The organism is Pseudoalteromonas sp. SR41-7, from assembly GCF_014163935.1.
GTDB lineage: Bacteria > Pseudomonadota > Gammaproteobacteria > Enterobacterales > Alteromonadaceae > Pseudoalteromonas > Pseudoalteromonas distincta.
This window is the reverse complement of the sequence record NZ_JACJEF010000018.1, coordinates 18274-41360: the sequence shown is the minus strand read 5'-3', so window position 1 is coordinate 41360 and position 23087 is coordinate 18274. Positions and strand designations below refer to the sequence as shown.

Annotated in this window: 23 protein-coding genes; 10 read left to right on the top strand and 13 right to left on the bottom strand. The window is 39.4% G+C overall.

Features of this window, described 5'->3' with window-relative positions; translation table 11 throughout:
• Positions 1 to 852: 852 nt before the first annotated feature.
• The 11 genes from nqrM to H5092_RS18125 form a co-directional block, all read right to left on the bottom strand.
• Positions 853 to 1065 carry a (Na+)-NQR maturation NqrM gene (gene nqrM / locus H5092_RS18175; RefSeq protein ID WP_007376137.1) on the bottom strand — a complete coding sequence of 71 codons (213 nt, stop codon included), beginning with the start codon at positions 1063 to 1065 and terminating at the stop codon, positions 853 to 855.
• A gap of 101 nt (positions 1066 to 1166) precedes the next feature.
• Positions 1167 to 2198, bottom strand: coding sequence for an FAD:protein FMN transferase (locus H5092_RS18170; protein ID WP_182693175.1), 1032 nt, complete (start codon positions 2196 to 2198; stop codon positions 1167 to 1169).
• A 109-nt stretch (positions 2199 to 2307) separates the two neighbouring features.
• The gene (nqrF, locus tag H5092_RS18165; RefSeq protein WP_002958895.1) at positions 2308 to 3537 is read right to left on the bottom strand and encodes an NADH:ubiquinone reductase (Na(+)-transporting) subunit F; all 1230 of its coding nucleotides are present in this window, start codon (positions 3535 to 3537) and stop codon (positions 2308 to 2310) included.
• Positions 3538 to 3555: 18 nt separating this feature from the next.
• Entirely contained in the window at positions 3556 to 4164 is a 609-nt protein-coding gene (gene nqrE, locus H5092_RS18160; RefSeq protein ID WP_002958896.1) for an NADH:ubiquinone reductase (Na(+)-transporting) subunit E, read from the bottom strand.
• 10 nt (positions 4165 to 4174) lie between these two features.
• Entirely contained in the window at positions 4175 to 4807 is a 633-nt protein-coding gene (locus H5092_RS18155; RefSeq protein ID WP_002958897.1) for an NADH:ubiquinone reductase (Na(+)-transporting) subunit D, read from the bottom strand.
• A complete protein-coding gene (locus tag H5092_RS18150; RefSeq protein WP_002958898.1) occupies positions 4807 to 5559 on the bottom strand; it encodes a Na(+)-translocating NADH-quinone reductase subunit C in 753 nt (250 codons plus the stop codon). The genes H5092_RS18155 and H5092_RS18150 overlap by 1 nt, the downstream gene beginning before the upstream one ends.
• On the bottom strand, positions 5552 to 6754 hold the full coding sequence (locus H5092_RS18145) for an NADH:ubiquinone reductase (Na(+)-transporting) subunit B (RefSeq protein ID WP_002958899.1): 1203 nt from the start codon (positions 6752 to 6754) through the stop codon (positions 5552 to 5554). The genes H5092_RS18150 and H5092_RS18145 overlap by 8 nt, the downstream gene beginning before the upstream one ends.
• Positions 6755 to 6758: 4 nt before the next feature.
• A complete protein-coding gene (locus H5092_RS18140; protein ID WP_024596562.1) occupies positions 6759 to 8102 on the bottom strand; it encodes a Na(+)-translocating NADH-quinone reductase subunit A in 1344 nt (447 codons plus the stop codon).
• Between the two features lie 627 nt (positions 8103 to 8729).
• The gene (gene fabV / locus H5092_RS18135) at positions 8730 to 9923 is read right to left on the bottom strand and encodes an enoyl-ACP reductase FabV (RefSeq protein ID WP_024596563.1); all 1194 of its coding nucleotides are present in this window, start codon (positions 9921 to 9923) and stop codon (positions 8730 to 8732) included.
• 113 nt (positions 9924 to 10036) lie between these two features.
• Positions 10037 to 10348 carry a BolA family transcriptional regulator gene (locus H5092_RS18130; protein ID WP_024596564.1) on the bottom strand — a complete coding sequence of 104 codons (312 nt, stop codon included), beginning with the start codon at positions 10346 to 10348 and terminating at the stop codon, positions 10037 to 10039.
• Positions 10349 to 10409: 61 nt separating this feature from the next.
• On the bottom strand, positions 10410 to 11021 hold the full coding sequence (locus H5092_RS18125) for an alpha-ketoglutarate-dependent dioxygenase AlkB (RefSeq protein ID WP_024596565.1): 612 nt from the start codon (positions 11019 to 11021) through the stop codon (positions 10410 to 10412).
• A 42-nt stretch (positions 11022 to 11063) separates the two neighbouring features.
• Here H5092_RS18125 and H5092_RS18120 point away from each other — a divergent pair, with 42 nt between their 5' ends.
• Genes H5092_RS18120 through H5092_RS18105 form a run of 4 tightly spaced genes read left to right on the top strand, consistent with a single transcriptional unit; the run spans position 11064 to position 14819 of the window.
• Positions 11064 to 12206, top strand: a complete 1143-nt coding sequence (locus H5092_RS18120; RefSeq protein WP_182734473.1) for a methyltransferase — start codon at positions 11064 to 11066, stop codon at positions 12204 to 12206.
• Positions 12207 to 12767, top strand: coding sequence for a YajG family lipoprotein (locus H5092_RS18115; RefSeq protein ID WP_182734471.1), 561 nt, complete (start codon positions 12207 to 12209; stop codon positions 12765 to 12767).
• A gap of 2 nt (positions 12768 to 12769) precedes the next feature.
• The gene (locus H5092_RS18110; protein WP_002958906.1) at positions 12770 to 13390 is read left to right on the top strand and encodes a peptidylprolyl isomerase; all 621 of its coding nucleotides are present in this window, start codon (positions 12770 to 12772) and stop codon (positions 13388 to 13390) included.
• A 49-nt stretch (positions 13391 to 13439) separates the two neighbouring features.
• Entirely contained in the window at positions 13440 to 14819 is a 1380-nt protein-coding gene (locus tag H5092_RS18105) for an AmpG family muropeptide MFS transporter (RefSeq protein ID WP_182734469.1), read from the top strand.
• A gap of 70 nt (positions 14820 to 14889) precedes the next feature.
• Here the strand turns inward: H5092_RS18105 and H5092_RS18100 are convergent, their stop codons facing one another.
• Positions 14890 to 15129: a helix-turn-helix domain-containing protein gene (locus H5092_RS18100; RefSeq protein ID WP_002958908.1), complete on the bottom strand. Its 240-nt coding sequence runs from the start codon at positions 15127 to 15129 to the stop codon at positions 14890 to 14892.
• Positions 15130 to 15575: 446 nt separating this feature from the next.
• Here H5092_RS18100 and H5092_RS18095 point away from each other — a divergent pair, with 446 nt between their 5' ends.
• Positions 15576 to 15764, top strand: a complete 189-nt coding sequence (locus H5092_RS18095) for a hypothetical protein (RefSeq protein WP_024596569.1) — start codon at positions 15576 to 15578, stop codon at positions 15762 to 15764.
• Positions 15765 to 15813: 49 nt separating this feature from the next.
• Here the strand turns inward: H5092_RS18095 and erpA are convergent, their stop codons facing one another.
• Positions 15814 to 16152, bottom strand: a complete 339-nt coding sequence (gene erpA / locus H5092_RS18090) for an iron-sulfur cluster insertion protein ErpA (protein ID WP_002958911.1) — start codon at positions 16150 to 16152, stop codon at positions 15814 to 15816.
• 321 nt (positions 16153 to 16473) lie between these two features.
• Between erpA and H5092_RS18085 the strand changes: the two genes are divergently transcribed.
• The 5 genes from H5092_RS18085 to H5092_RS18065 all read left to right on the top strand — a co-directional run bounded on the left by H5092_RS18085 (position 16474) and on the right by H5092_RS18065 (position 23072).
• Positions 16474 to 18156: a chloride channel protein gene (locus tag H5092_RS18085; RefSeq protein ID WP_002958912.1), complete on the top strand. Its 1683-nt coding sequence runs from the start codon at positions 16474 to 16476 to the stop codon at positions 18154 to 18156.
• A gap of 15 nt (positions 18157 to 18171) precedes the next feature.
• Positions 18172 to 18606 carry a CopD family protein gene (locus tag H5092_RS18080; protein WP_002958913.1) on the top strand — a complete coding sequence of 145 codons (435 nt, stop codon included), beginning with the start codon at positions 18172 to 18174 and terminating at the stop codon, positions 18604 to 18606.
• A 114-nt stretch (positions 18607 to 18720) separates the two neighbouring features.
• Positions 18721 to 19737, top strand: a complete 1017-nt coding sequence (locus H5092_RS18075) for an aspartate carbamoyltransferase (RefSeq protein ID WP_002958914.1) — start codon at positions 18721 to 18723, stop codon at positions 19735 to 19737.
• 33 nt (positions 19738 to 19770) lie between these two features.
• Positions 19771 to 21051, top strand: coding sequence for a glutamate-1-semialdehyde 2,1-aminomutase (gene hemL, locus H5092_RS18070; protein WP_024596268.1), 1281 nt, complete (start codon positions 19771 to 19773; stop codon positions 21049 to 21051).
• A gap of 179 nt (positions 21052 to 21230) precedes the next feature.
• Positions 21231 to 23072 (top strand): methyl-accepting chemotaxis protein, encoded by a 1842-nt coding sequence (locus H5092_RS18065; protein WP_182734466.1) that lies wholly within the window; start codon positions 21231 to 21233, stop codon positions 23070 to 23072.
• Positions 23073 to 23087 lie beyond the last annotated feature (15 nt).

Below are 23087 nucleotides of genomic sequence, written 5' to 3'. Positions count from 1 at the left end.
AATATAAAGATTCTTGGTTTACACTACGTGGCAATTGTAGGGAATAAAAACAACTCAAGCTAAGTCACCACCGAACTTGAGCTGCCTTTCACACTGACAACATCTTCACACACAATATAAAGATTTTTGGTTTACATTACGTGGCAATTGTAGGGAATAAAAACAACTCAAACTCGTTCTTTATGGAAGTGAATCCACCGAACTTGAGTTGCCTTTCACACTGACAACATCTTCACACACAATATAAAGATTTTTGGTTTACACTGCGTGGCAATTGTAGGGAATAAAAACAACTCAAACTCAGTCACCACCGAACTTGAGTTGCCTTTCACACTGACAACATCTTCACACACAATATAAAGATTCTTGGCTTACACTGCGTGGCAATTGTAGGGAATAAAAACAACTCAAACTCGTTCTTTATGGAAGTGAATCCACCGAACTTGAGTTGCCTTTCACACTGACAACATCTTCACACACAATATAAAGATTCTTGGCTTACACTGCGTGGCAATTGTAGGGAATAAAAACAACTCAAACTCAGTCACCACCAAACTTGAGTTGCCTTTCACACTGACAACATCTTCACACACAATATAAAGATTCTTTTAAGCGAGGCTAACTTATGCCTCAAGCTTATGACGAGAGCCTTGCTCTTTGTCTATGGTTAAACTTTAGAGTGTTAGCTCCAATTTGACAAACGAGAAAAATAAACCTAATAGGTGAAAAAAACTAAACTATATACCTTTGTCTAATACATTTAGATTGGATTGCTTTGGAAGCTATGATGCGAAGGCGTTTTACAGGCACAAAAAAAGCGCTATAAAGCGCTTTTTAATATTTAAGACAGGCTTAAATAATTTGGTTTTCTTTCCAGGCTTGCTCTTTTGCTAAACGGTTTTTGCGTTTATCACATGGATCATCGCAATCACAGGCTTTATCAATACCAACCGAACCTAAACCACCACAGCTGCTTGCCATAGATTTTTTTTGCACGATCATACCAACGGCCATAGCCGAAACTATCAAAATTAGTAAGCCAAAAGTAAGAAGAAAAAGTGACATTGCTTAGCCCCTATTGATCAGCAATAAATTAAACTCAAATATTTTTGAGCGACTGCTATTATATACCCAAATAACACGGAAATAAACAAGTCAGCACCATACTATAAATAAGGCTTAAATGCTGGGCTTGAGTAGGTAACTAAACCCTCTTTTGATTTACCTATTAAATAAACCGGTAAATCATGTTGTTCAGCATAAGCTTGCGCTTTTTGCATCCCCATTACAGTAAGTGCCGTCGCTAAACCATCTGCCGTCATAGCGCTTGGATGAAGCACAGTTACCGACACTAAGTCGTGCTTAATAGGCATACCTGTTGCTGGATCAATTAAGTGGGTATAGATCTCGCCATCCATTTTATAAAAAATACGGTAATCACCCGATGTCGCTATACCACTTGTACCTGGCGATAAGACACGGTGTACCTTACGCTCTCCAGGTTGCGCATCTGGTTGCTCAATCGCGATTTTCCAATCCTGATTATTTGGCTTTTCACCTGCTATACGCAGCTCACCACCAATCTCAACCATGTAATTAGTAATGTCGTGGCTTTCTAATAACTGGGCAACTTTATCAATACCATAGCCCTTAGCTGTTGCCGAAAAAGAAAGCTCCAGTCCATTAACTGTTTTAGCCAGTCCTTGCTCATTTAAGATAAGTTTATCAATGCCTATTTTTTCAACCATACTTGCAAGCTCTTCATCACTTGGGCGATTAGTTGGTTTTTTATCAGGCCCAAAGCCCCATAAATCAATTAAAGGCCCCATTGTTACGTCGAGTGTTTTAGTCGATTCACCCAAGCGAATAGACTCGCTTATAACAGCCCTAAAATCTTCGCTAATTAGCATGACTTGATTTGCAGGTAATCTGTTAAATATATTTATTTCAGAGTCTTCTATGTAAGTAGACATAGATTGGTTCACATCTTTTAAAACAGCGTCTATTTGCAGCTGTAGTTGTGAAGCCGATAGCTGGGCTTGCTCATCATAATATTTAATATGATAAGTGGTACCCATAGTCTTACCTTCTAAAAAGGTTTCTTTTAACTCTGGCTTTTCACCACACCCAGACAATAATACAGTCAGTGTAATTAGTAAAAAGGCCATTATGCCCTGTGAAGTACTTACTCGATTCATAACAGCTCTACTTAATAGATTGATAAAATTAAAGAATAAAAAAAGCCTCGTAACACAAGTGCTACGAGGCTGGTATTTTAACCAAAACTAAACTGTTTTGGTATTAGTGTTAGCCACCGAAGTCATCTAGTAAGATATTTTCGTCTTCAACACCTAAATCTTTAAGCATAGTAATAACTGCCGCATTCATCATTGGAGGACCACACATGTAGTACTCACAATCTTCAGGCGCTTCGTGATCTTTAAGATAGTTCTCAAATAACACGTTATGGATAAAGCCAGTATAGCCTTCCCAGTTATCTTCAGGCTGTGGATCTGAAAGTGCTGTATGCCATACGAAGTTAGGATTTTCAGCGGCTAGGCCGTCAAAATCTTCTACGTAGAACATTTCACGCTCAGAACGTGCACCATACCAAAAACTCATCTTACGTTTAGAGTTCAAACGTTTAAGTTGGTCAAAGATATGAGAACGCATTGGCGCCATACCAGCACCACCACCAACAAATACCATTTCTGCGTCAGTGTCTTTAGCAAAGAACTCACCAAATGGGCCCGAAATAGTTACCTTGTCGCCTTCTTTAAGTGACCAAATGTACGAAGACATTTTACCACATGGCAAGCTAAGGTTTCTTGGAGGTGGAGCAGCAATACGCACGTTAAGCATAATGATGCCTTCTTCTTCTGGGTAGTTAGCCATTGAGTAAGCACGAATTGTTTCTTCGTCTACTTTTGACTCCAGATCGAAGAAACCAAAATGGTTCCAGTCGCCACGATACTCTTCAGGAACATCGAAATCTGCATATTTAACATGGTGAGGTGGAGCTTCGATTTGGATGTAACCACCCGCACGAAACGGCACTGACTCGCCATCTGGAATTTGCAGCTTAAGTTCTTTGATGAACGTTGCTTTGTTATCATTAGAGATAACTTCACAATCCCACTTCTTAACACCGAAAATTGACTCTTCAAGTTCAATTTCCATGTCATTTTTAACATTTACCTGACACGCTAAACGACAGCCTTCACGGGCTTCACCTTTAGATATGTGATCAAGCTCAGTTGGCAGAATATCACCACCACCTTCTTTAATGTGTACACGACACTGACCACAAGAGCCACCGCCACCACAAGCAGATGATACAAATATACCTGACTCAGATAGTGCGCCTAAAAGCTTACTACCTGCTGATGTTTTAATGGCTTTATCTGGGTCGCCATTAATGCCGATGATAATATCGCCACTTGCAACTAACTGAGATTTAGCACCAATGATGACTAAAACCAGTAGTACAACGATAGCGATAAAAACACCAACGCCTAAGAAAATCTGATAATCCATGATTTATCCTCGCTACCTTTACAGTGAAATACCAGAGAATGACATAAAGCCAAGTCCCATTAAACCAACAGTGATGAAGGTAATACCTAAACCACGTAAGCCGTCAGGTACGTCTGAGTATTTCAGTTTCTCACGGATACCTGCAAGTAATGTAATTGCAAGTGCCCAACCAACACCAGCGCCAATACCATAAACAACAGACTCGCCGAAGTTATAGTTACGCTCAACCATGAATGATACCGCACCAAATATTGCACAGTTAACTGTGATAAGTGGTAAGAAGATACCTAACGCGTTGTATAGTGCAGGGAAAAACTTATCTAACGCCATTTCAAGAATTTGCACAAGTGCTGCAATAACACCAATGAAAGTTAAGAAACGTAAAAAGCTAAGATCTGCATCTGGGTAACCTAACCAAGTTAGTGAACCAGGTGCAAGTACCGCATGATAAACCAAGTTGTTTACAGGTACAGAAATACCCAATACAACTATAACCGCTATACCTAGGCCAATTGATGTAGTTACTTTTTTAGATACCGCTAAAAAAGTACACATGCCTAAGAAGAATGACAACGCTAAGTTCTCAATAAAAACGGCTTTTACAAATAAACTAATATAATGTTCCACTATTTGCCCCTTACGCTTTAGCTTCTACTTGGTCTTTCTTATAAGTACGCAGTACCCATATGAATAAACCAATGATGAAGAATGCACTCGGTGGTAAGATCAATAGACCCATAGGCTGATACCAACCGCCATCTTGTACTAATGGGATAATATCAACACCGAATAGTGAACCCTTACCAAATAGCTCACGAATGAAACCAACAGTAAGTAGTACTACAGAGTAACCTAAGCCGTTACCAATACCGTCAAGGAATGACATAAGTGGTGGCGACTTCATCGCGTATGCTTCAGCACGACCCATTACGATACAGTTAGTAATGATTAGACCAACGAATACAGAAAGCTCTTTTGCAGTAGCATAAGAAAATGCCTGTAATACTTGGTCAACAACGATTACCAATGATGCGATAATTGTCATTTGTACGATGATACGTACAGATGATGGGATCTGGTTACGAATAAGCGAGATAAAGAAGCTCGAAAACGCAGTTACGAGTGTCAATGCGATTGACATAATTAACGCATTTTTTAAGCTAGACGTTACCGCTAGCGCAGAACAAATACCAAGTACTTGTAGTGCGATTGGGTTGTTAGCTAAAACCGGGCCAAATAGGACCGCCTTCATTTCTTTAGTATCAGCCATTATTTCAATGCTCCTTTACGTACTTTCGCAAGGAAAGGACCAAAGCCATTTTCGCCAGTCCAAAAGTCAACTGCATGATCAACACCGTTAGACGTTAATGTAGCACCTGAAAGACCATCGATCTTATGCTCATCATTGCCCGCAGTACCTTTAACAATTTGAATTGGAAGTTCTTTACCTTCCCATGTAGCAGTCCACTGTGGATTTTGGATTTCGCCACCAAGACCTGGGGTTTCATTATGCTTGTAAAAGATAATGCCCTTAACTGTTTCACCATCGCTTTCAAGCGAGATAAAACCGTACATCAAGCCCCATAAGCCGTAGCCTTGGATAGGAAGAATGATTGCATCAACTGAGCCATCTTCTTTTTTAGAGATATACACCGGTGACTCTTTAGTCACACGTTGAATACCAGCAATATCTTTAACGCCTTTCTCTTGAAGAGAAACACTTAGCGCTGCATCATATTTGCTTTTTTCAAAGTCAAAGATTGTTGGGTCTGTATCTACAAACTCACCTGTAGTCATGTTTACAACGCGCGCTTCGATTTTTGCATCAAATGTTTCAAGAACATTTTCAACTTTGTCGATGCCCGCAGCAGCTAAGATATTGCTTTGAATATCTTTGTTTTTATTAGCTTGCTGTAAAGGACGAAGCTGTACAGAAGCAAACGATACAATGATTGCACACACTAAACATAGTGCTACAACAACTGATAACGTTTTGCCGATTGATTCGTTATTACTAGACATTACGTGCCAACCTCCGCTTAATATTAGCCTGCACTACAAAGTGATCGAACAGTGGAGCGAACAAGTTAGCAAATAAGATTGCTAGCATCATGCCTTCTGGGAAAGCAGGATTCACAACACGTATCATAACCACCATAAAGCCAATTAGTAGACCATATGCTAATTTACCTTTGTCAGTAAATGCAGCTGATACAGGGTCAGTAGCCATAAAGAACATGCCAAACGCAAAGCCACCAAGTACGAAATGCCAATACCAAGGCATTGCAAATACAGGGTTAGTTTCTGAGCCAACAGCATTTAATAAAAATGCAGTTGCTACCATACCTAGGAATACACCTAGTACGATGCGCCAAGAAGCGATACGAACGTAAATTAAGAACAAACCACCTACTAATAATGCAAGTGTAGATGTTTCACCTACAGAACCTTGAATGAAACCATAAAACGCATTCCACCATAATTCCATGTTTGCAAAGTCAAGTGTGCCAGCAAATGCTTGGCCTAGCATAGTTGCACCAGAGAAAGAATCTACTGCTGTCCATACTGTGTCACCTGAGATTTGAGCTGGGTATGCAAAGAATAAAAATGCACGACCGGCTAAAGCAGGGTTTAAGAAGTTACGGCCAGTACCACCAAAGATTTCTTTAGCGATTACTACACCAAACGTAATACCTAACGCAACTTGCCATAAAGGAATAGTTGCTGGCAAAATAAGTGCGAATAATACAGAAGTAACGAAGAAACCTTCGTTAATTTCATGCTTACGCACTGAAGCAAATATAACTTCCCAGAAACCACCTACTGCAAATGTTACAGCGTAGATAGGTAAGAAGAAACATGCTCCATAGAACATCTTAGCGCCCCAGCCTGCATCAGCGGTTAACTCGCCACCGAATAACTGGAACAAACCAACTTGCCACGTGTTTGCTAGTTCAAAACCTTGTGCTAAAGCACCAGCGGCCTGATGACCGATATTGAACATACCAAAAAACATAGCTGGGAACGTCGCCATCCACACTAAAATCATCATACGTTTTAGGTCGATGTTATCGCGTACGTGTGTCGCGCCTTTATTTACGTAGCCTGGTGTATAAAAAATAGTTGCAGCTGCTTCATACAGTGCATAAAACTTTTCATATTTACCACCGGCTTCAAAATTCGGCTCGATATCTTCTAGATATTTTTTTAAACCCATCTCTCTAGCCTTCCTTCTCGATCGTAGTTAAGCAATCGCGTAGGATAGAACCATACTCGTATTTGCCTGGACAAACGAAGGTACATAACGCTAAATCTTCTTCATCAAGTTCAAGCGCGCCCAATGAAATTGCACTGTCTAAATCACGTGCAATTAAGTCACGTAATAATAGAGTAGGCAAAATATCTAACGGCATTACGCGCTCGTAGCTACCAATTGGTACCATGGCACGTTTTGAACCACCTGTTGACGTTGTCATTTTAAATAAACGACTTGGTGCAAGGTGAGAAAGGAATGTACGCGTTACAGAGAATTTATCACTACCTGGTGCAATCCAGCCAAACAATTCTTTTTCGCGACCTTCAAGTAAAACAGATACTTGAACGTGGTAACGACCTAAGAATGCATGAACACCGTTTGAAATAGAACCCGATAGAACAGAACCAGAAATAACGCGGTTATCTCCGTCTTCTAACTCACCAGCCACTAAATCATCCAATGAAGCACCTAATTGTGTTTTCACTAAACGTGGGTTTTTAACGCGAGGACCTGCAAGCGAAATAACACGATTTGTGTAAATTTCACCAGTAAGGAATAAGTGACCATACGCAATAACGTCTTGGTAACCAATATGCCAAACTTGTTTGCTAACAGAAACTGCATCAAGATGATGGATATGAGTGCCAACGAGGCCAGCCGGATGCACACCACCAAACTCATGTACTTCTACTTGAGCTATAGATGAGCTAGGAACTTGGCTGCCTGCTTTTTTACACACAAATACTTTGCCATCGGTCAAACGCGAAACAACTGCAAGACCCGCTTCAAATGCTTGCGCATTTTCTGCAATAATTACTGCAGGATCTGCAGCTAATGGGTTTGTGTCGATTGCGGTCACAAAAATAGAACTAGGATTTGCATCCACAGCCGCTACTTTGCTGAATGGGCGAACACGAAGTGCTGTCCATTGACCAGACTGGATAAGTACTTCTTTGGCTTTTTCGCGCTCTAAGCTCGGAAGCTCGTCTGCTTTGAAAGAGTCAAAGGTGATTTGCTCACTGCCTGCTACTTCAATAACAACAGATTGCAGCACACGTTTAGCACCACGATTTATTTCTTTTACTGTACCAGAAGCTGGAGCAGTAAATAGGACGCCTGGGTTCTTTTTATCTTCAAAAAGTACCTGGCCTTTTTTGACTTGGTCATCCACACGAACATGCATGGTTGGACGCATACCGATAAACTCTTCGCCAAGCACAGCTACACGTTTGACAGCAGAACCGTCATGTATAACTTGCTGTGGCGCGCCCTCTAAGGGTAAATCCAGACCTTTTTTTATGTTGATCATACGCACTTGCATTACATTAAAGGAAAGAAACTGAAAAATCGTATCAACCACGTCGCCATTTGAGTTATTCCAAGTTATATCAAGGTACAAAAGAGCAGCTTGCTAGAGATATCAAACAAGCAACGTAGTAAAACTCATCACATATTGTCGAGATTTTAACATCATTTTAGATGACTATGCGAGTGTATTTATGAAAATTATACGACAGAAACACTTATTTAGTTTTGTTAAGTGGATTAAATAAAAATCAAGCTAGACCAAAGTGGTAGCCTAAGCAATTATCATTCCTGATTTCATCGTAAATTCAACAAATCGCATAATACAAAAAAAGCCGCGATAGCGGCTTTTATAACTAGGGCCTGTTGACCTTTCAGGATTAAAATTTGTTCAATCTAGGGCTATTTAATCGCGGCGTGAGGTTTGTAACCTAGTGGGCTAAGTAAAAACCAAGCAACAAAGAGTAAATAGCCCCTAGGCAGAACCCTTTGGGCAGCGCATGTTTGGCATTTATTCCACGTCATCGCCCATTTATGGGGAATAACCACACTACATAGGCTCTGTCTTGCCTAAATACCAAACAGGCTGCTGCAAATTTAACCTCGAAAGATAAACAGGCCCTAAGTTCTGTTAGTCAATCATATTGGCAATTGGCTTAACTGAATCTACATCTTGATCGTAGTCAACACTATCTATACCAAAACCAAATAAGCGTAAAAACTCATTATGGTAACCAACATAATCTGTTAGCTCATCAATGCTGCTCGTATCTACTTTATCCCAAACAGCTTGCACGCGAGCTTGTACATCGTCTTCTAGCTCTTTGTAGTTTTGGAATAAATGTCCACCGTCGTCAAAGCGAGGAGATTCACCATACAAGTTTTCACTAAATAAAGCGTGAATTTGCTCAATAGTGCCTTCGTATGTGCCATCTGCTTTCATAACTTTAAATAAAGCAGAGATATATAACGGCATAATAGGAATAGCAGAACTTGCTTGCGTTACCACAGCATTAAGTGATGAAACATATGCCTCACCATTTAAATCTTTTGTTGATTCTTTAATAGCAGCGGTTGCACGGTCTAAATCTTCTTTAGCCTTACCAATAGTAGCGTGTCCGTATATTGGCCATGTTAGCTCTTTACCAATATAAGTGTACGCAGTCGTTTTAAAGTTATCGGCTAATACATCCGCTTCTTTTAATGCGTCAATCCACATTTCCCAATCTTCACCGCCCATTACTTTAATGGTGTTGTCGATATCGTCTTGGTTTGCAGCTTCAACAGTAATTTCATCAATTTCACGCTTTGATGTATTTAAGTTTTTAGTAGTAACGGCACTGCCAATTGGTTTAAGCGTAGATGAGTAAACTTCGCCCGTATTTGGGTCTGTACGACGAGGAGACGCTAAGCTGTAAATAATACAATCTACTTTGCCCAAATCTGCTTTAATAGTGTCGATTGCTTTTTGTTTAATTTCGTTAGAAAACGCATCGCCATTAATATTTTTAGACCAAAGGCCTGCTTCGTCTGCTGCATCTTGAAAAGCAGCGGTATTGTACCAACCAGCAGAGCCTGTTTTGCGTTCTGTACCTTCTTTTTCAAAGAAAATACCTAATGTTTTAGCACCACCACCAAACGCTGCTGTAATGCGCGAAGCCAAGCCGTAGCCTGTTGATGCGCCAATAACTAATACATTTTTTGGTGCATTTTTTAATGCGCCTTGTTGTTTTACATAGTTAATTTGTTCTTGAACATGCTCTGCACAACCAGCTGGATGTGCGTTTGTGCAGATAAATCCACGAATTTTAGGCTTAATGACCATTGATCATCCTATATCTTTTACAATAAAAATTAGCGCTAGTTTAAAGGCTAATACTAAAAACACTGATCTGATCAGTTAACCACAAGTGTAACAATCAAATCGCTATTAATTATTTAAGCTAATTTAGAGCCGCCCATACAATTAGGTGAATCAGGTGCCTCGCCGCCCTGCTCTGTATACTCATCGGGTGTATATGTATGAATTGCGAGTGCATGAATATGATTTGCTAATTCATCTTTTAGAATTTCATTAATTTCACGATGGCGCTGCAATAAACGTTTACCTGTAAAACCTTCGCTAACCACTATTACTTTAAAGTGTGATTCAGTGCCCGCACTGTGCATATGGCTTTCGTTAATTACGTTTAAATGTTTACACGCAATAGCGTTGCTTATTTTTTCTTGGATCTGTTGCTGCATTGACATAAAAGACCGTTTTAATTAGCTAATTTATACACTTACTATAACAATTTAACGCAGCGCTTGGCTAACTAAATTGCTTTTGTTTAATGTCCTTAATAAATCGGTAAGTTAAACTTATTCGAGGATGTGCAAGCGTTGTTTGTTTAGGTATTGCATGTTGATAATCTCGCTGGCTATGTCCATTCATTATTAAACAGCTGCCACTTTGTAATTTTAAGTCGGTTACTTTATTGCTCGCCTTGTGCTTTAACTTTAGAACCCGATCAGCTCCTAGCGAGACACACACAATTGTTGGTTTATCACCAAGCTCTATTTCATCATCACTGTGCCAGCCCATCGTATCATTACCATCTCGGTAATAATTAACGAGTAATGAGTTTAGAGGCTGATTTAAGTGCGCCTCTAAACGCCTTCTCATATTAAGTAACAATTCATCCCATGGCTCTACTATTTGCTTACTACTAGAATAGCCGTATTCAATATTTAAATCGCTCATGAAGCATTGTAGCCGTGGAATAGGCCCCGTTTTACCATAAACAGTTACATCGGGTTGCTGCCAACGTAGGTTTTTTTGCAAATAATAAAATAGATCGAGGCTTTTTTGTGCACTAAGTGCCCTACTTTGATAAGAAAAGCCATTTGGTAACTGTTGGGGGTTGGCGTTTTGCCGTTGCATGTTAGAATTTACCTACATTAGATTACTGATCAACGAACCATTATGACGACGCAAGCCCAGCTAGGCGATAAAACCTTTACTCTTGAACGCTTTCCTTTGGATCAAAAAAACCGCAGCTTACAAGCGTGGGATTCGGCAGATGAGTACCTTATCAATTATGTTAACGAACATCACCCTGATTGTCGCTCATTGCTTATTTTAAACGATAGCTTTGGTGCGCTTGCTTGTTATTTTAATAAGTTAACGGTTTGTTCAGTTAACGATTCTTATATTAGCCACCAAGCTGCGGCTTATAACTTACAAGAAAACAAGCTGCCTACAGCAGAGTTTACGCAAGTAGATAGTTTGTCGGCATTACCGCAGGATGTTGATTTAGTACTTATTAAAATCCCTCGTAATGTAGGTTTTTTACAGTTTCAGTTAAGTGAGCTCAGTGAAGTCCTTGCACCTGGTACGCCAGTAATTGCTGCAGGTAAAACAAAAGAAATTCATAACTCAACAATAAAATCATTTGAGCAATTTATTGGTGAAACAAAAACTAGCCTAGCAGTTAAAAAATCACGTCTAATATTAAGCAATGCTAAAGGCGGATATAAAGCAGCAGACTTCCCTGTAACGTGGGAGCTTGAAGGTACTGAGTTTAATATAACAAACCATGCAAATGTGTTTTCGCGTGATTCGTTAGATATTGGTGCACGCTTCTTTTTTAACTACTTACCAGAAACACCAAAAGCTAAAAGCATTATTGATTTAGGCTGTGGTAACGGGGTTGTTGGATTAATGACGCTTGCTCGTTGCCCTAATGCATCAGTTACTTTTGTTGATGAGTCTTACATGGCAGTAGAGTCGGCTCGGTTAAATGTAGAAATTAACCTAGGCGATAAGTTTGATAACTGCGAGTTCATCGAAAACGACTGTTTAACAGGCTTTGAAAGAGACAGTGTAGATATGGTGCTTTGTAACCCTCCATTTCACCAAGCTCAGGCCGTTACCGACCATATTGCTTGGCAAATGTTTAAACAAGCAAAAGATACTTTAAAAGAAGGCGGCGAGCTGCGTATTATTGGTAATCGTCATTTAGATTATCATGATAAATTAAACCGTATGTTTGGCAACTGTAAGTTGCTAGGTTCAAACAAAAAGTTTGTCGTTTTAAGTGCAACAAAAAATAGTGGAATGCTATAAATGAAATTAACAAACATTATAATTGGGTATTGTGTATTACTGATACTTGCTGGCTGCGCGAATCAGCCTAGCCAAGTAATACTTAACCCAGTTTATAAAAATGGTCAAATTAGCACTATAGATAGTAGCTTAAGTACTAGTGTAATTGATTTACGTGGCGATACATCAACACTTAAACTTATTGAGTCAGACAAAACTAAAACCTTTGCAAGCCAAGGTATTACCAGCTCTATTAAAAGTGTGTTAGACAGCGCCCTAAGCCGCAATGGAGCCAGTATTTCTAACTTAGCAACGGTTCGCTTTGAAGTAGATATTCATGCATTGCAAGCTGTTGTAACCGAAAAGCTAGTGAGCCATACCAGCGAAGCCCACATAGAACTTGGCGTGCGTGTTATTCGCGCCTCAAGTAACTTTAGTAAAGTGTATAGAGGTAGTGCTAATTTAGAAGGCCCATTTAGTCATGAGCAAGCAAAAATAGAAGGTCAACTCAATAAGTTGACTGAGCAAGTTATTACCCGCATTGTATCTGACCCTGAATTAATAGAATTTTTAGAAGGTTAACTATGAAACGACTTTTTTTAATCTGCTTAGGCCTATTCTTTAGTGTAAGTAGCTTAGCAGCCCAAGAAGGCCGCTTTGTGCAAAAGGACAACATTTTTCCACGCGTAGAAATTGTAACGTCAATGGGTAGCATCGTGGTTGAGCTGGATCGCTCTAAAGCGCCCATCACAGTCAATAATTTTTTAACTTACGTGTCAGACAAAAGTTATCAAGGCAGCGTTTTTCACCGTATTGAGCGCGATGTAGAAAATGATCGCGACTTTGTTATTCAAGGTGGCGGTTACGATAAAGACTATGATGGCCTACATGAAAATGACCCTATTTTTAATGAAAGCGGCAACGGTTTAAAAAACGATATGTATAGCATTGCTATGGCCTATCAAGATAGACAACCGCACTCAGGAACTCGCCAATTCTTTTTTAATATGGATAATAACGATCACTTAAATCCAGGGAAAGATTGGGGCTTTGCAGTATTTGGTAGCGTAATGGATGGTTACGACACGCTTGATAAAATTATGACTGTTGAAACCGGTTTTAATGAGAAAATTGGCTACGATTTCGTACCTAAAAAACCTGTTGTCATCTTAAATATTAAAGTACTTGAACAAGTCCCACTATAATTTTTTAAGAGCAGCCTAGCTGCTCTGCATCAAAGCCAATGAAGGCCCTATGAGCAAATCTCTCTCTATTAGCGAATATTTTTCTTACTTTAAAGACAAACGCTTAATCCACATTTTCATATTTGGTATGAGTAGCGGTTTTCCGTGGGTTTTAATTGGCTCTGTTATGTCTGCTTGGCTAAAAGATGAGGGGCTAAGTCGCAGTATGATAGGCCTATTTGGCATTGTATTTGGCGCTTACAGCATAAACTTTTTGTGGTCACCACTCATTGACCGTACAAAACTTCCTATTTTATATAAATGGCTAGGCCAGCGTCGCAGTTGGATACTATTTTGCCAAAGTTTTATTTTTATTGGCACCTTGCTATTAGCAGGGCTTGATTTAAAAGCTAATTTGGCAATTGTTGCTGCGATTTGTTTATTAATCGCCATTGCTTCGGCTACTCAAGACATTGCTATTGATGCCTTTAGAATAGACACCCTAAGCGAAAGCGAATCACACAAAGCAACCGCTGCAGCCGCAATGGCAACTTCGGGTTGGTGGACAGGTTATGCACTTTTAGGCGCCATTCCATTTTACATGGCCGATATACCCTCGCTCGACTGGCCACAAATTTATTACTTTTTAGCTGCCGTAATGCTGCTGTTAATGAGTGGAGCACTGTTTGCAAAAGAGCCCGAAACTAACCGCGAAGCAGTACATGCTGAACTTGAGCGTGTGTACCTTGAAAAACTGTCCTCTACAAAACAAACTCCTTTAACAAAAACTGTTGCGTGGCTTGCGGTAACCGTTATTGATCCCTTTAGAGCTTTTTTTACTAAAAATGGCGTTAAAACAGCACTAGCATTACTTGCGTTTATTTTCTTATTTAAAATAGGCGAAGCGTTTTTAGGGCGCATGTCGATTGTGTTTTATAAAGAAATTGGTTTTAGTAATAGCGATATAGCTACATTTTCGAAGGTAGGTACAGCGGTACTTACAATCATATTTACCTTTGTTGGCAGTTTATTTAATCAAAAATATGGCATTGTTAAGGGTTTATTTGTAAGTGGTATTGCAATGGCTGCTTCAAACTTAGCCTTTTCGTGGATTGCTTTAGCTGGCCCTGACCTAAGGCTGTATGCCTTTGCTATTGTTATTGATGGCTTTACGCAAGCGTGGTCGTTGGTCGCTATGGTGGCCTTTATATCGATGTTATGCGATAGAGCATTTAGTGCAACGCACTATGCATTACTGGCGTCATTAGGGAATTTAGGACGAACATTGCTTTCAAGCTACAGTGGTGTAGTAATTGATGATTGGTTAATGGGAAATTGGTCGCTGTTCTTTATTTTAACAGCCTTAATGGTTTTACCTTCGTTGATATTTTTATATCTGATTAGGCATAAGTTGTATGAGCTTGAGAAGAATTACCACAAAAATATTTAATGCATCCCTGCATTAACATATTGCTTAGCACTATCAAGTGCCCCTTAAAGTGTACTAAGCAATTATTGAGTTAATCTACTTTTAGCAAGCTAAGTGCTTCATGTGGATCAACTTCTAGAGCTGTACAATAGCGAACAAACTCAATGACATCTAAACGGCGTTCTTGATTTTCAATCTTGCCGATAAATGAATGAGGCGTTCCAAGCACTTGTGCTAGGCTTCGCATTGTATGACCCTTTTCATGGCGCTTGGTTTTAAGCCACTTTGTTAGCTTTGCATTTTCTTCAGAAGAAACTGTTTTGCCCATCATTTTACATCTCCTACTAGATGATTTGACGTACCCATTAAAGCAGTAGTTTCCATCAATAGCCGTAGGCAGGTAAGCAGTCATACTTTCAATAGCAAGCTATTGCTTAATAAAGCATGTGTTGCTACTCACTCCACCAACACAGCTAAAAACTACGCTAATAATATGGTAAAGATTTGTTTTTATTGAGAATGAAATTTTGCCCGTCTCATTCTTGGATACATTATATACTATTAACACTTTGGTTAAATAATTAATTACATACTCGGTACAAAATCAACCTGAACGAACATTTATAAACACTGAATATTTGACCTAAGTTATCAGAAAATATTAAAAAAATAATATTACCTTCATAAAACAGCTTAAAAATATTTATAACATATTTGTTCCTTTTTAATGTTACACGTTTATTATTAAGCAATAATTTGCACTAAAAAGGCCAAGTAATGTTCAGACTTCTTTTTTTATTACCTATCGTGTTGTGTTTAGGTTGGTACTTTTTTTTGCGCCACAACGGCGTACCAATTAAACAAGGTAAAAAAGGCTTTATGTATATTTTAGCGTTTTCAGCCTTTGTACTCGGCTTTTTTGTATTGATAATGCAAATTACCGAATACGCACCAACTGATTTATAGGCATTAAAAAAGCCGCAAAAGCGGCTTTATTCTATTTAGCGTTTGGCTGTTAAACGCTAAAGCTTGCACCACAACCACAGGTTGTTGTTGCATTTGGATTAGATACAAAAAAGCGTGCGCCTTCTAATCCTTCAGTGTAATCAACCTCACCATCAACCAAATATTGAATGCTCATTGGATCAATAACGAGTGTTACACCATTTTTTACAATTTCTAAATCGCCAGGATTCGCTTTTTCATCAAAAGTAAAACCATATTGAAAACCAGAACAACCACCGCCTGTTACATAAACACGCAGTTTTAAGTCTGGGTTTTCTTCTTCGTCGATTAACTGTTTAACACGAACAGCAGCCGCATCGCTGAACTTAATTGGTAATTCTTCAGACATTTTAAAACCCTCAATATCGCAATGGCGTGATTATCTAATACCCGAGTGTTTTAATCAAGTATAGTAAAACAACTCTTTCCTCTAAGTTATATCTATAAATTAGTAAAAAAGTGGCCAAACATTAACTAGCTAAAATAATACTTAAGCAAACTAAAAGCGACCTTTATACGCTATAAACTCATTAAATATTTTAGTTATAGGCAATAGGTCTTAATCTTCACTGCAAATTGTTAATATAAGTTACGAAAATTTCAAAATCACAAGGACTTAGCTAAACTCTTTTGCTAAAATGCTGCTGAAAAATACAGCGAGGAATTATGCATGTGGCTTGAGCAACTCAGGCGTCGGCTGGCAAAACCTAAAACATCTGTACAATTATGCTTATTAGGCGTAGTTGCCGGATTAATTGCTGCATTTTTTATTATTTTATTTCGCTTAACCATTCTGTTTTTCCAAAGCTTATTTTTAGAAACACCTGACGACTTTACTACCCTACCAACACTTGAACGTGTACTAATGCCTTTAGTTGCTGCATTACTAATAGCCACGTTTGCTGCCTTTACTGGGTTTAAACATTACCGCTTGGGTATCCCCTTTGTTATACACAGAATTAAACGTCACTACGGGCAAATGCCTTTATACAATACGGTTAATCAATTTGTTGGTGGCGCACTTGCTCTCATTAGCGGTTTTTCAGTTGGCCGAGAAGGGCCTTCCGTGCATATGGGCGCAACGGGGGCGAGTATTTTGGCGGATAAGCTGCATTTACCGCATAATGCCATGCGTACTCTAAGTGGTTGTGGAGTAGCGGCAGGCATAGCCGCGTCGTTTAATACTCCACTTGCAGCCGTTATTTTTGTAATGGAAGTGGTACTACGTGAATATAAAGTACATATATTTGTACCTATCATGCTTGCCGCTGTTACTGGCGCACTGGCAACACAGTTTGTTTTTGGTGAAGGCTCAGAGCTTGCACTCATTACCATAGCGCCATTGAGTGGTTGGCATTACCCTTATTTAATATTATGCGGTATGGCGCTGGGTGCTATTGCATTTAGCTTTAATCAAAACTTAATGCTAATTATTAAAACATTTAAACCTTTAAGTATGTTCCCTCGTTTATTAATTGCAGGATGCATTGCCAGCTTAATAGCTTACGCAGTGCCTCATGCTATGGGCTCTGGTATGAGCGCAATAACTATCGCGGTTGAATCTCCTGATGACGTGAAGCTACTCACAACTATTTTAATCGCTAAACTACTTGCTACATTGTTTGCTATCGGTTTGGGTATACCAGGTGGTTTAATTGGTCCGGTAATTGGGCTTGGCGTATTAATTGGCACTCTAATGGCTTTTTTTGCTCAGTTTATTAGTCCTGGCACTGATATAGCGGGTACTTATGGAGTTTTAGGTATGGCCGGATTAATGGCCGCCACATTGCATGCACCACTAGCTGCTTTAACAACGGTCATGGAGCTTACATCGTCACCTGAAATAATTGTTCCAGCTATGCTTGTGATCACCACGGCCTATGTAACAGCATTACAGTTTTTTGGAAATCGCTCCATATTTTTGCAGCAACTAGATTTTCAGGGATTACCGTACCATGTATCTCCCGCTACCGAAGCATTACAAAAAGTGGGGATAATGGATGATATGGATGAAGACTTTAAATTGCTTTATTCAGACGACAAAGTGCAAATAAAAAGCACATTAGATGCCATGGATAGCCAAACTCCGTTAATTGTTTTTGACGAAGAAAATGGCTATCGTCTCGCTGAATACGATTTAACGCTAATGTCTAATGAAACAATAAATATAAATTATATTAGCTTGCAGGGCATCAGTAGTCAGGCCACCCTAGCCGATGCTTTCGATATCCTAAAAGATAAAAGAAGTGGCGCGCTTTACGTTTATAACCTTTTAGATAATCAACAAATTATGGGGCTATTACGCTGGGATCAAATTCATCATATTTTAACCATTCGTAACAGCTTACTTTAAACAATAAGGACTATTATGAGCGCATTATTGATTTATAAAACACTCCACATATTTTTTATGATTGCGTGGTTTGCCGGTATTTTTTACTTGCCTCGATTATTTGTATATCACGCTATGAGCGAGGAAAGATCATGCAACTCTATGTTAAAAGTTATGGAGCGCAGACTACTTTATTTCGTTACCCCATTTGCTGTATTAACCGCTGTATTTGGTGTATTGACCATTGTTGAATATGGTCGTGATTGGTTTAGATACAGTATGTGGTTGCACTATAAGCTAGTGCTGGTGATCATATTATATATATACCACGGCTACTGTTTTAAGTTATTAAATGACTTTAAACATGACCGCAACACTAAGACAGACCGCTTTTACCGTATTTTTAATGAGCTCCCAGTTATTGCGTTGCTCATCATAGTGGCACTTGCGGTAATAAAACCTAATTTATAAGCTTTGCGGCGCATGTTAAACTTCGCTGCAATTTACAATACTTGCTTTAACACGCGCGATTGCGTGCTCCATTTATGGATTATCGCGCCCATTTGATTGATTAGGAATAACCCCATGTTAAGTTTCCAAGGTGAGCATATACTGTCTGTAAATCAGCTAGACAGAGACTGCATTGAACGTATTTTTGCAGTAGCAAAAAAAATGGAGCCTTATGCTAAAAAGCAAAAGCAAACTACGGTGCTAGAAGGCGCTATTTTAGCTAATTTGTTTTTTGAACCGAGCACTCGTACACGAGTTAGCTTTGGCACCGCCTTTAACTTACTTGGCGGTGGCGTACGTGAAACTACAGGTATGCAAAGTTCAGCCCTTGCTAAAGGTGAGTCTCTTTACGATACCGCCCGCGTTATTTCAGCTTATGCTGACGCTGTTGCTATGCGCCATCCTGATGCAGGCTCAGTTAGTGAATTTGCTGACGGCTGTACTGTGCCGGTTATTAATGGCGGCGACGGCCCGAATGAGCACCCTACTCAAGCATTACTTGACTTATTAACCATTGAGCGCGAATTACATCGTTTTGGTCAAAATATTGATGGTATGCATATAGCGCTTGTGGGCGATTTAAAGTATGGCCGCACAGTGCATTCTTTATCTAAACTATTGTGCCATTATAAAAATGTAAAGTTTTCGATGGTCGCGCCTGACGGCTTACAAATGCCAACAAGCATTTTAGATGCAGTAGAAAATGCTGGCCATAAAATTGAGCTAGTAAATAAGATGGAAGGCAATTTAGCAGCCGATATTGTTTACCAAACACGTATTCAAGAAGAGCGTTTTCCATCGCAAGAAGAAGCAAATAAATACCGTGGCGGTTTTAGGATTAGCCAATCTATTTACAGCGCTCACTGTAAGCCTAACTCTGTATTAATGCATCCTCTTCCACGTGACAGTCGCTTAGAAGCCAACGAGCTTGATAACGACTTAAACAGTAACGACAATTTAGCAATATTCCGCCAGGTACAAAATGGCGTATTAATTCGTATGGCACTGTTTGCTTTAACACTCGGCGTAGAAAACAAAGTCGATAAGTATGAAGTAGACGTACCTTGGTTTAGCCGCAAACGCGACAGCTAACCCTCTTTTAAGTGACAATTTATAGGATTTTTCATGACAATTAGCCAAGACTTATTTGAACGCGCCCAAGCTTCTATTCCTGGTGGCGTAAACTCACCAGTTCGTGCTTTTAATGGTGTAGGCGGTACGCCACTATTCATTACAAAAGCAGAAGGCGCGTTTACATTTGATGCCGACGGTAATCGTTACATTGATTATGTTGGCTCTTGGGGGCCTATGATCATGGGCCATAATCACCCTGCAATTAAACAAGCTGTACACGAAGCTGTAGAAAATGGCCTTAGCTATGGCGCACCAACTGAAGCCGAAATATTAATGGCTGAAAAAGTAAAAGAGCTAGTTCCATCAATCGAAAAAGTACGCATGGTTAGCTCAGGCACTGAAGCAACAATGAGTGCAATTCGTTTAGCACGTGGCTTTACCGGTCGCGATAAAATATTAAAATTTGAAGGTTGTTACCACGGTCACGCTGACTCGTTATTAGTTAAGGCAGGTTCTGGTGCGCTAACAATGGGTGTGCCTAATTCTCCAGGTATTCCTGAAGACTTTGCTAAGCATACACTTACAGTTTCGTTTAATAATCTAGATGAAGTAAAAGCTATTTTTGCAAAATACGCAGACGAAATTGCCTGCATTATTGTAGAGCCAGTAGCCGGTAACATGAACTGTATTCCACCAGTGCCTGGCTTTTTAGAAGGTTTGCGTGATGTGTGTGACGAATATAAATCAGTACTTATTTTTGATGAAGTAATGACAGGCTTTCGTGTTGCACTTGGCGGTGCACAAGCTTATTACAACATTAAACCAGATCTTACGTGTTTAGGTAAAGTAATTGGCGGCGGCATGCCAGTTGGCGCGTTTGGTGGTAAAACTGAAATAATGGATTACATTGCGCCTGTAGGACCAGTTTACCAAGCTGGTACTCTTTCTGGTAACCCTATTGCAATGGCTGCAGGTTTAAAATCACTTGAGCTATTAAGTGAGCCTGGCCTTCACGATAAGTTAGAAGCTATTTCAAAAGCAATTTGTGAAGGCTTTGAAGCTGGTGCTAAAAAAGCCGGTGTTGCGCTAACAACTAACTATGCGGGCGGCATGTATGGATTCTTTTTTACTGATGCTGAAAAAGTAACGACATACAAGCAAGCAACTGAGTGTGACCTAGAGCGCTTCAAACGTTTTTTCCACCTCATGCTTGAAGAAGGCGTTTACCTTGCCCCATCAGCATTTGAGGCTGGTTTTGTATGTGCTGCGCATACTGAGCAAGAAGTAAAAGACACAATAGCGGCAGCGGAACGCTCGTTTGCTAAACTTTAAGCTAAAAATTACTATTTATACATTTGTAACCACTTGTTTTTAAGTATGTAATTAAGACTAAAGATTGAAAAAAGCCCGAAAGGGCTTTTTTTATTTGTAGTGTACTATAAATGAATGATAATTAAGCATAACAAGGTCTATTCACCTTTACTCTATTACAAAAAATACAAGAGAGCCTTATGTCAGGATTACGCCAATTTTCTTTTCCCGCTATCCAGCTAATGGCAAACTTAAAATACAAAACTAAAATCAGCTTAATGTTTGGAATTTTACTCGTTCCTCTATCACTTAGTTTGTTTTTTTTAGTCTCGTTATTAAGTGAAAGTATTACTGTTTCAAAAATGCAACAGCAAGGCTTAAAAGGCTACAGAGCTATACTTTCAAATCAAATGCAGGGAGATACGAATCAAAATATAAAAATAGCTCGCTCACTCGGCTTTGACATAAAAGACACACAAGCAAATGAAGTACTTGAACTTGTTTCTATTCAATCAAATCTAGCCTTAGACAGTCAGTTAGCAAGCGCTTATGTAAACCGCTCTTTAGTCACGCCAATTCCTGCACTTATAATGCAAATAAACTCAACAGCGCAAAGCGCTAATACTGTTTTAGCTAGTAACCGTTTTACGCCCGATACGTTTATAGCACTTTCAAATTTTAGTAAGTCACTTCCTTTATACGAAAAACAACTCGATAAAATACTCAATGTAGCCACCAATGCAGATAAATCAGTAAACAAAGCGCTCATGCCTCCTTTAACTAGTTTACACAGTGCTGTGGGTGCATTTAAAAACGCGATAGATGAAAAACTACTTGAGCCAGACGATATTCTATTAACTCAATCAGAGTTCAATAAGCTAACAAACAACGTTCACAGTAGTATTAATCAACTTGTTAGTAAGAGCATTCCAACACTTGAGAGCCTTATAGAGGCAAAACTACAAACTCAACAGTGGACACGAAATCTTGTTTTAGCTGCTTCATTGATCAGTTTGCTATTTGCATTTTATTTGATGATTGGTTTTTATTTTGCAGTTGTTGATACCATTAATCGCTTTGCTGATGCCGCGAATAGAGCCGCGAATGGCGACTTAAATGCAACTATCGATTCGAGCACTAATGATGAAATGGGAATTATTGCATCGCGCTACAACGCATTACTTAACGCATTTTCACATTTATTATTTGATGTTAAAGCAAGTACAGAAGAGCTATGCGATGCAACTAAATCGCTATCACATGCGAGCAGCCAAACAAGCAATGATGTTTCAAAACAGCAAATTAGAGTAAATGCTATTTATAATGCACTAAGCGATATGGCTCAAAACGCACTTGCAGTTGAAGAGTCTGCGCATCAAGCTACGCTTACCGCGCAAGATGCTGCAGCTCATGTGAAACAAGGTTCAGACAATACAATGGAGCTTGCTAAATATATGCAAGACCTCCAAATTGAATTTGCAGAGAGCCAACAAGCGCTCGATAAGCTAGCACAAGATAGCCAAGAAATTAGCAAAGTAAGTAAAGGGATCAGTGAAATAGCCGATCAAACAAACTTGCTTGCACTTAATGCCGCTATTGAAGCCGCGCGAGCCGGCGAGCATGGCCGTGGATTTGCCGTTGTAGCTGATGAGGTAAGAACACTTGCTCAGCGTACACAAACACAAACCCAAGAAATACATCAAATTATTAGCTCTTTACAACAAGCATCTGACGACACCCAGCAAAAAATGCGCTCAAGTGTTGAAAAAATGGAGCAATCAGTAAAAGCAGCCAATCAAACCAATGAAGTATTGCAAAGTGCAGAGCAAAGTATGGGCGATATTAAACATCAAGGTGAAGTAATTGCAGAGCGTGTTAAACAGCAATCAAATGCAACAACACAAGCATTAAATGATTCGCAAGAAGTGAGTAATTTAGCAGATCAAACGCTAACATCGGCTCAATCAACGCTACAAGATGCACAGCAATTAAGTCGCTTATCTAATGATTTAACCAAATCAATGCAGTTTTTTAAATCTTAATACCAATTCGCTTAA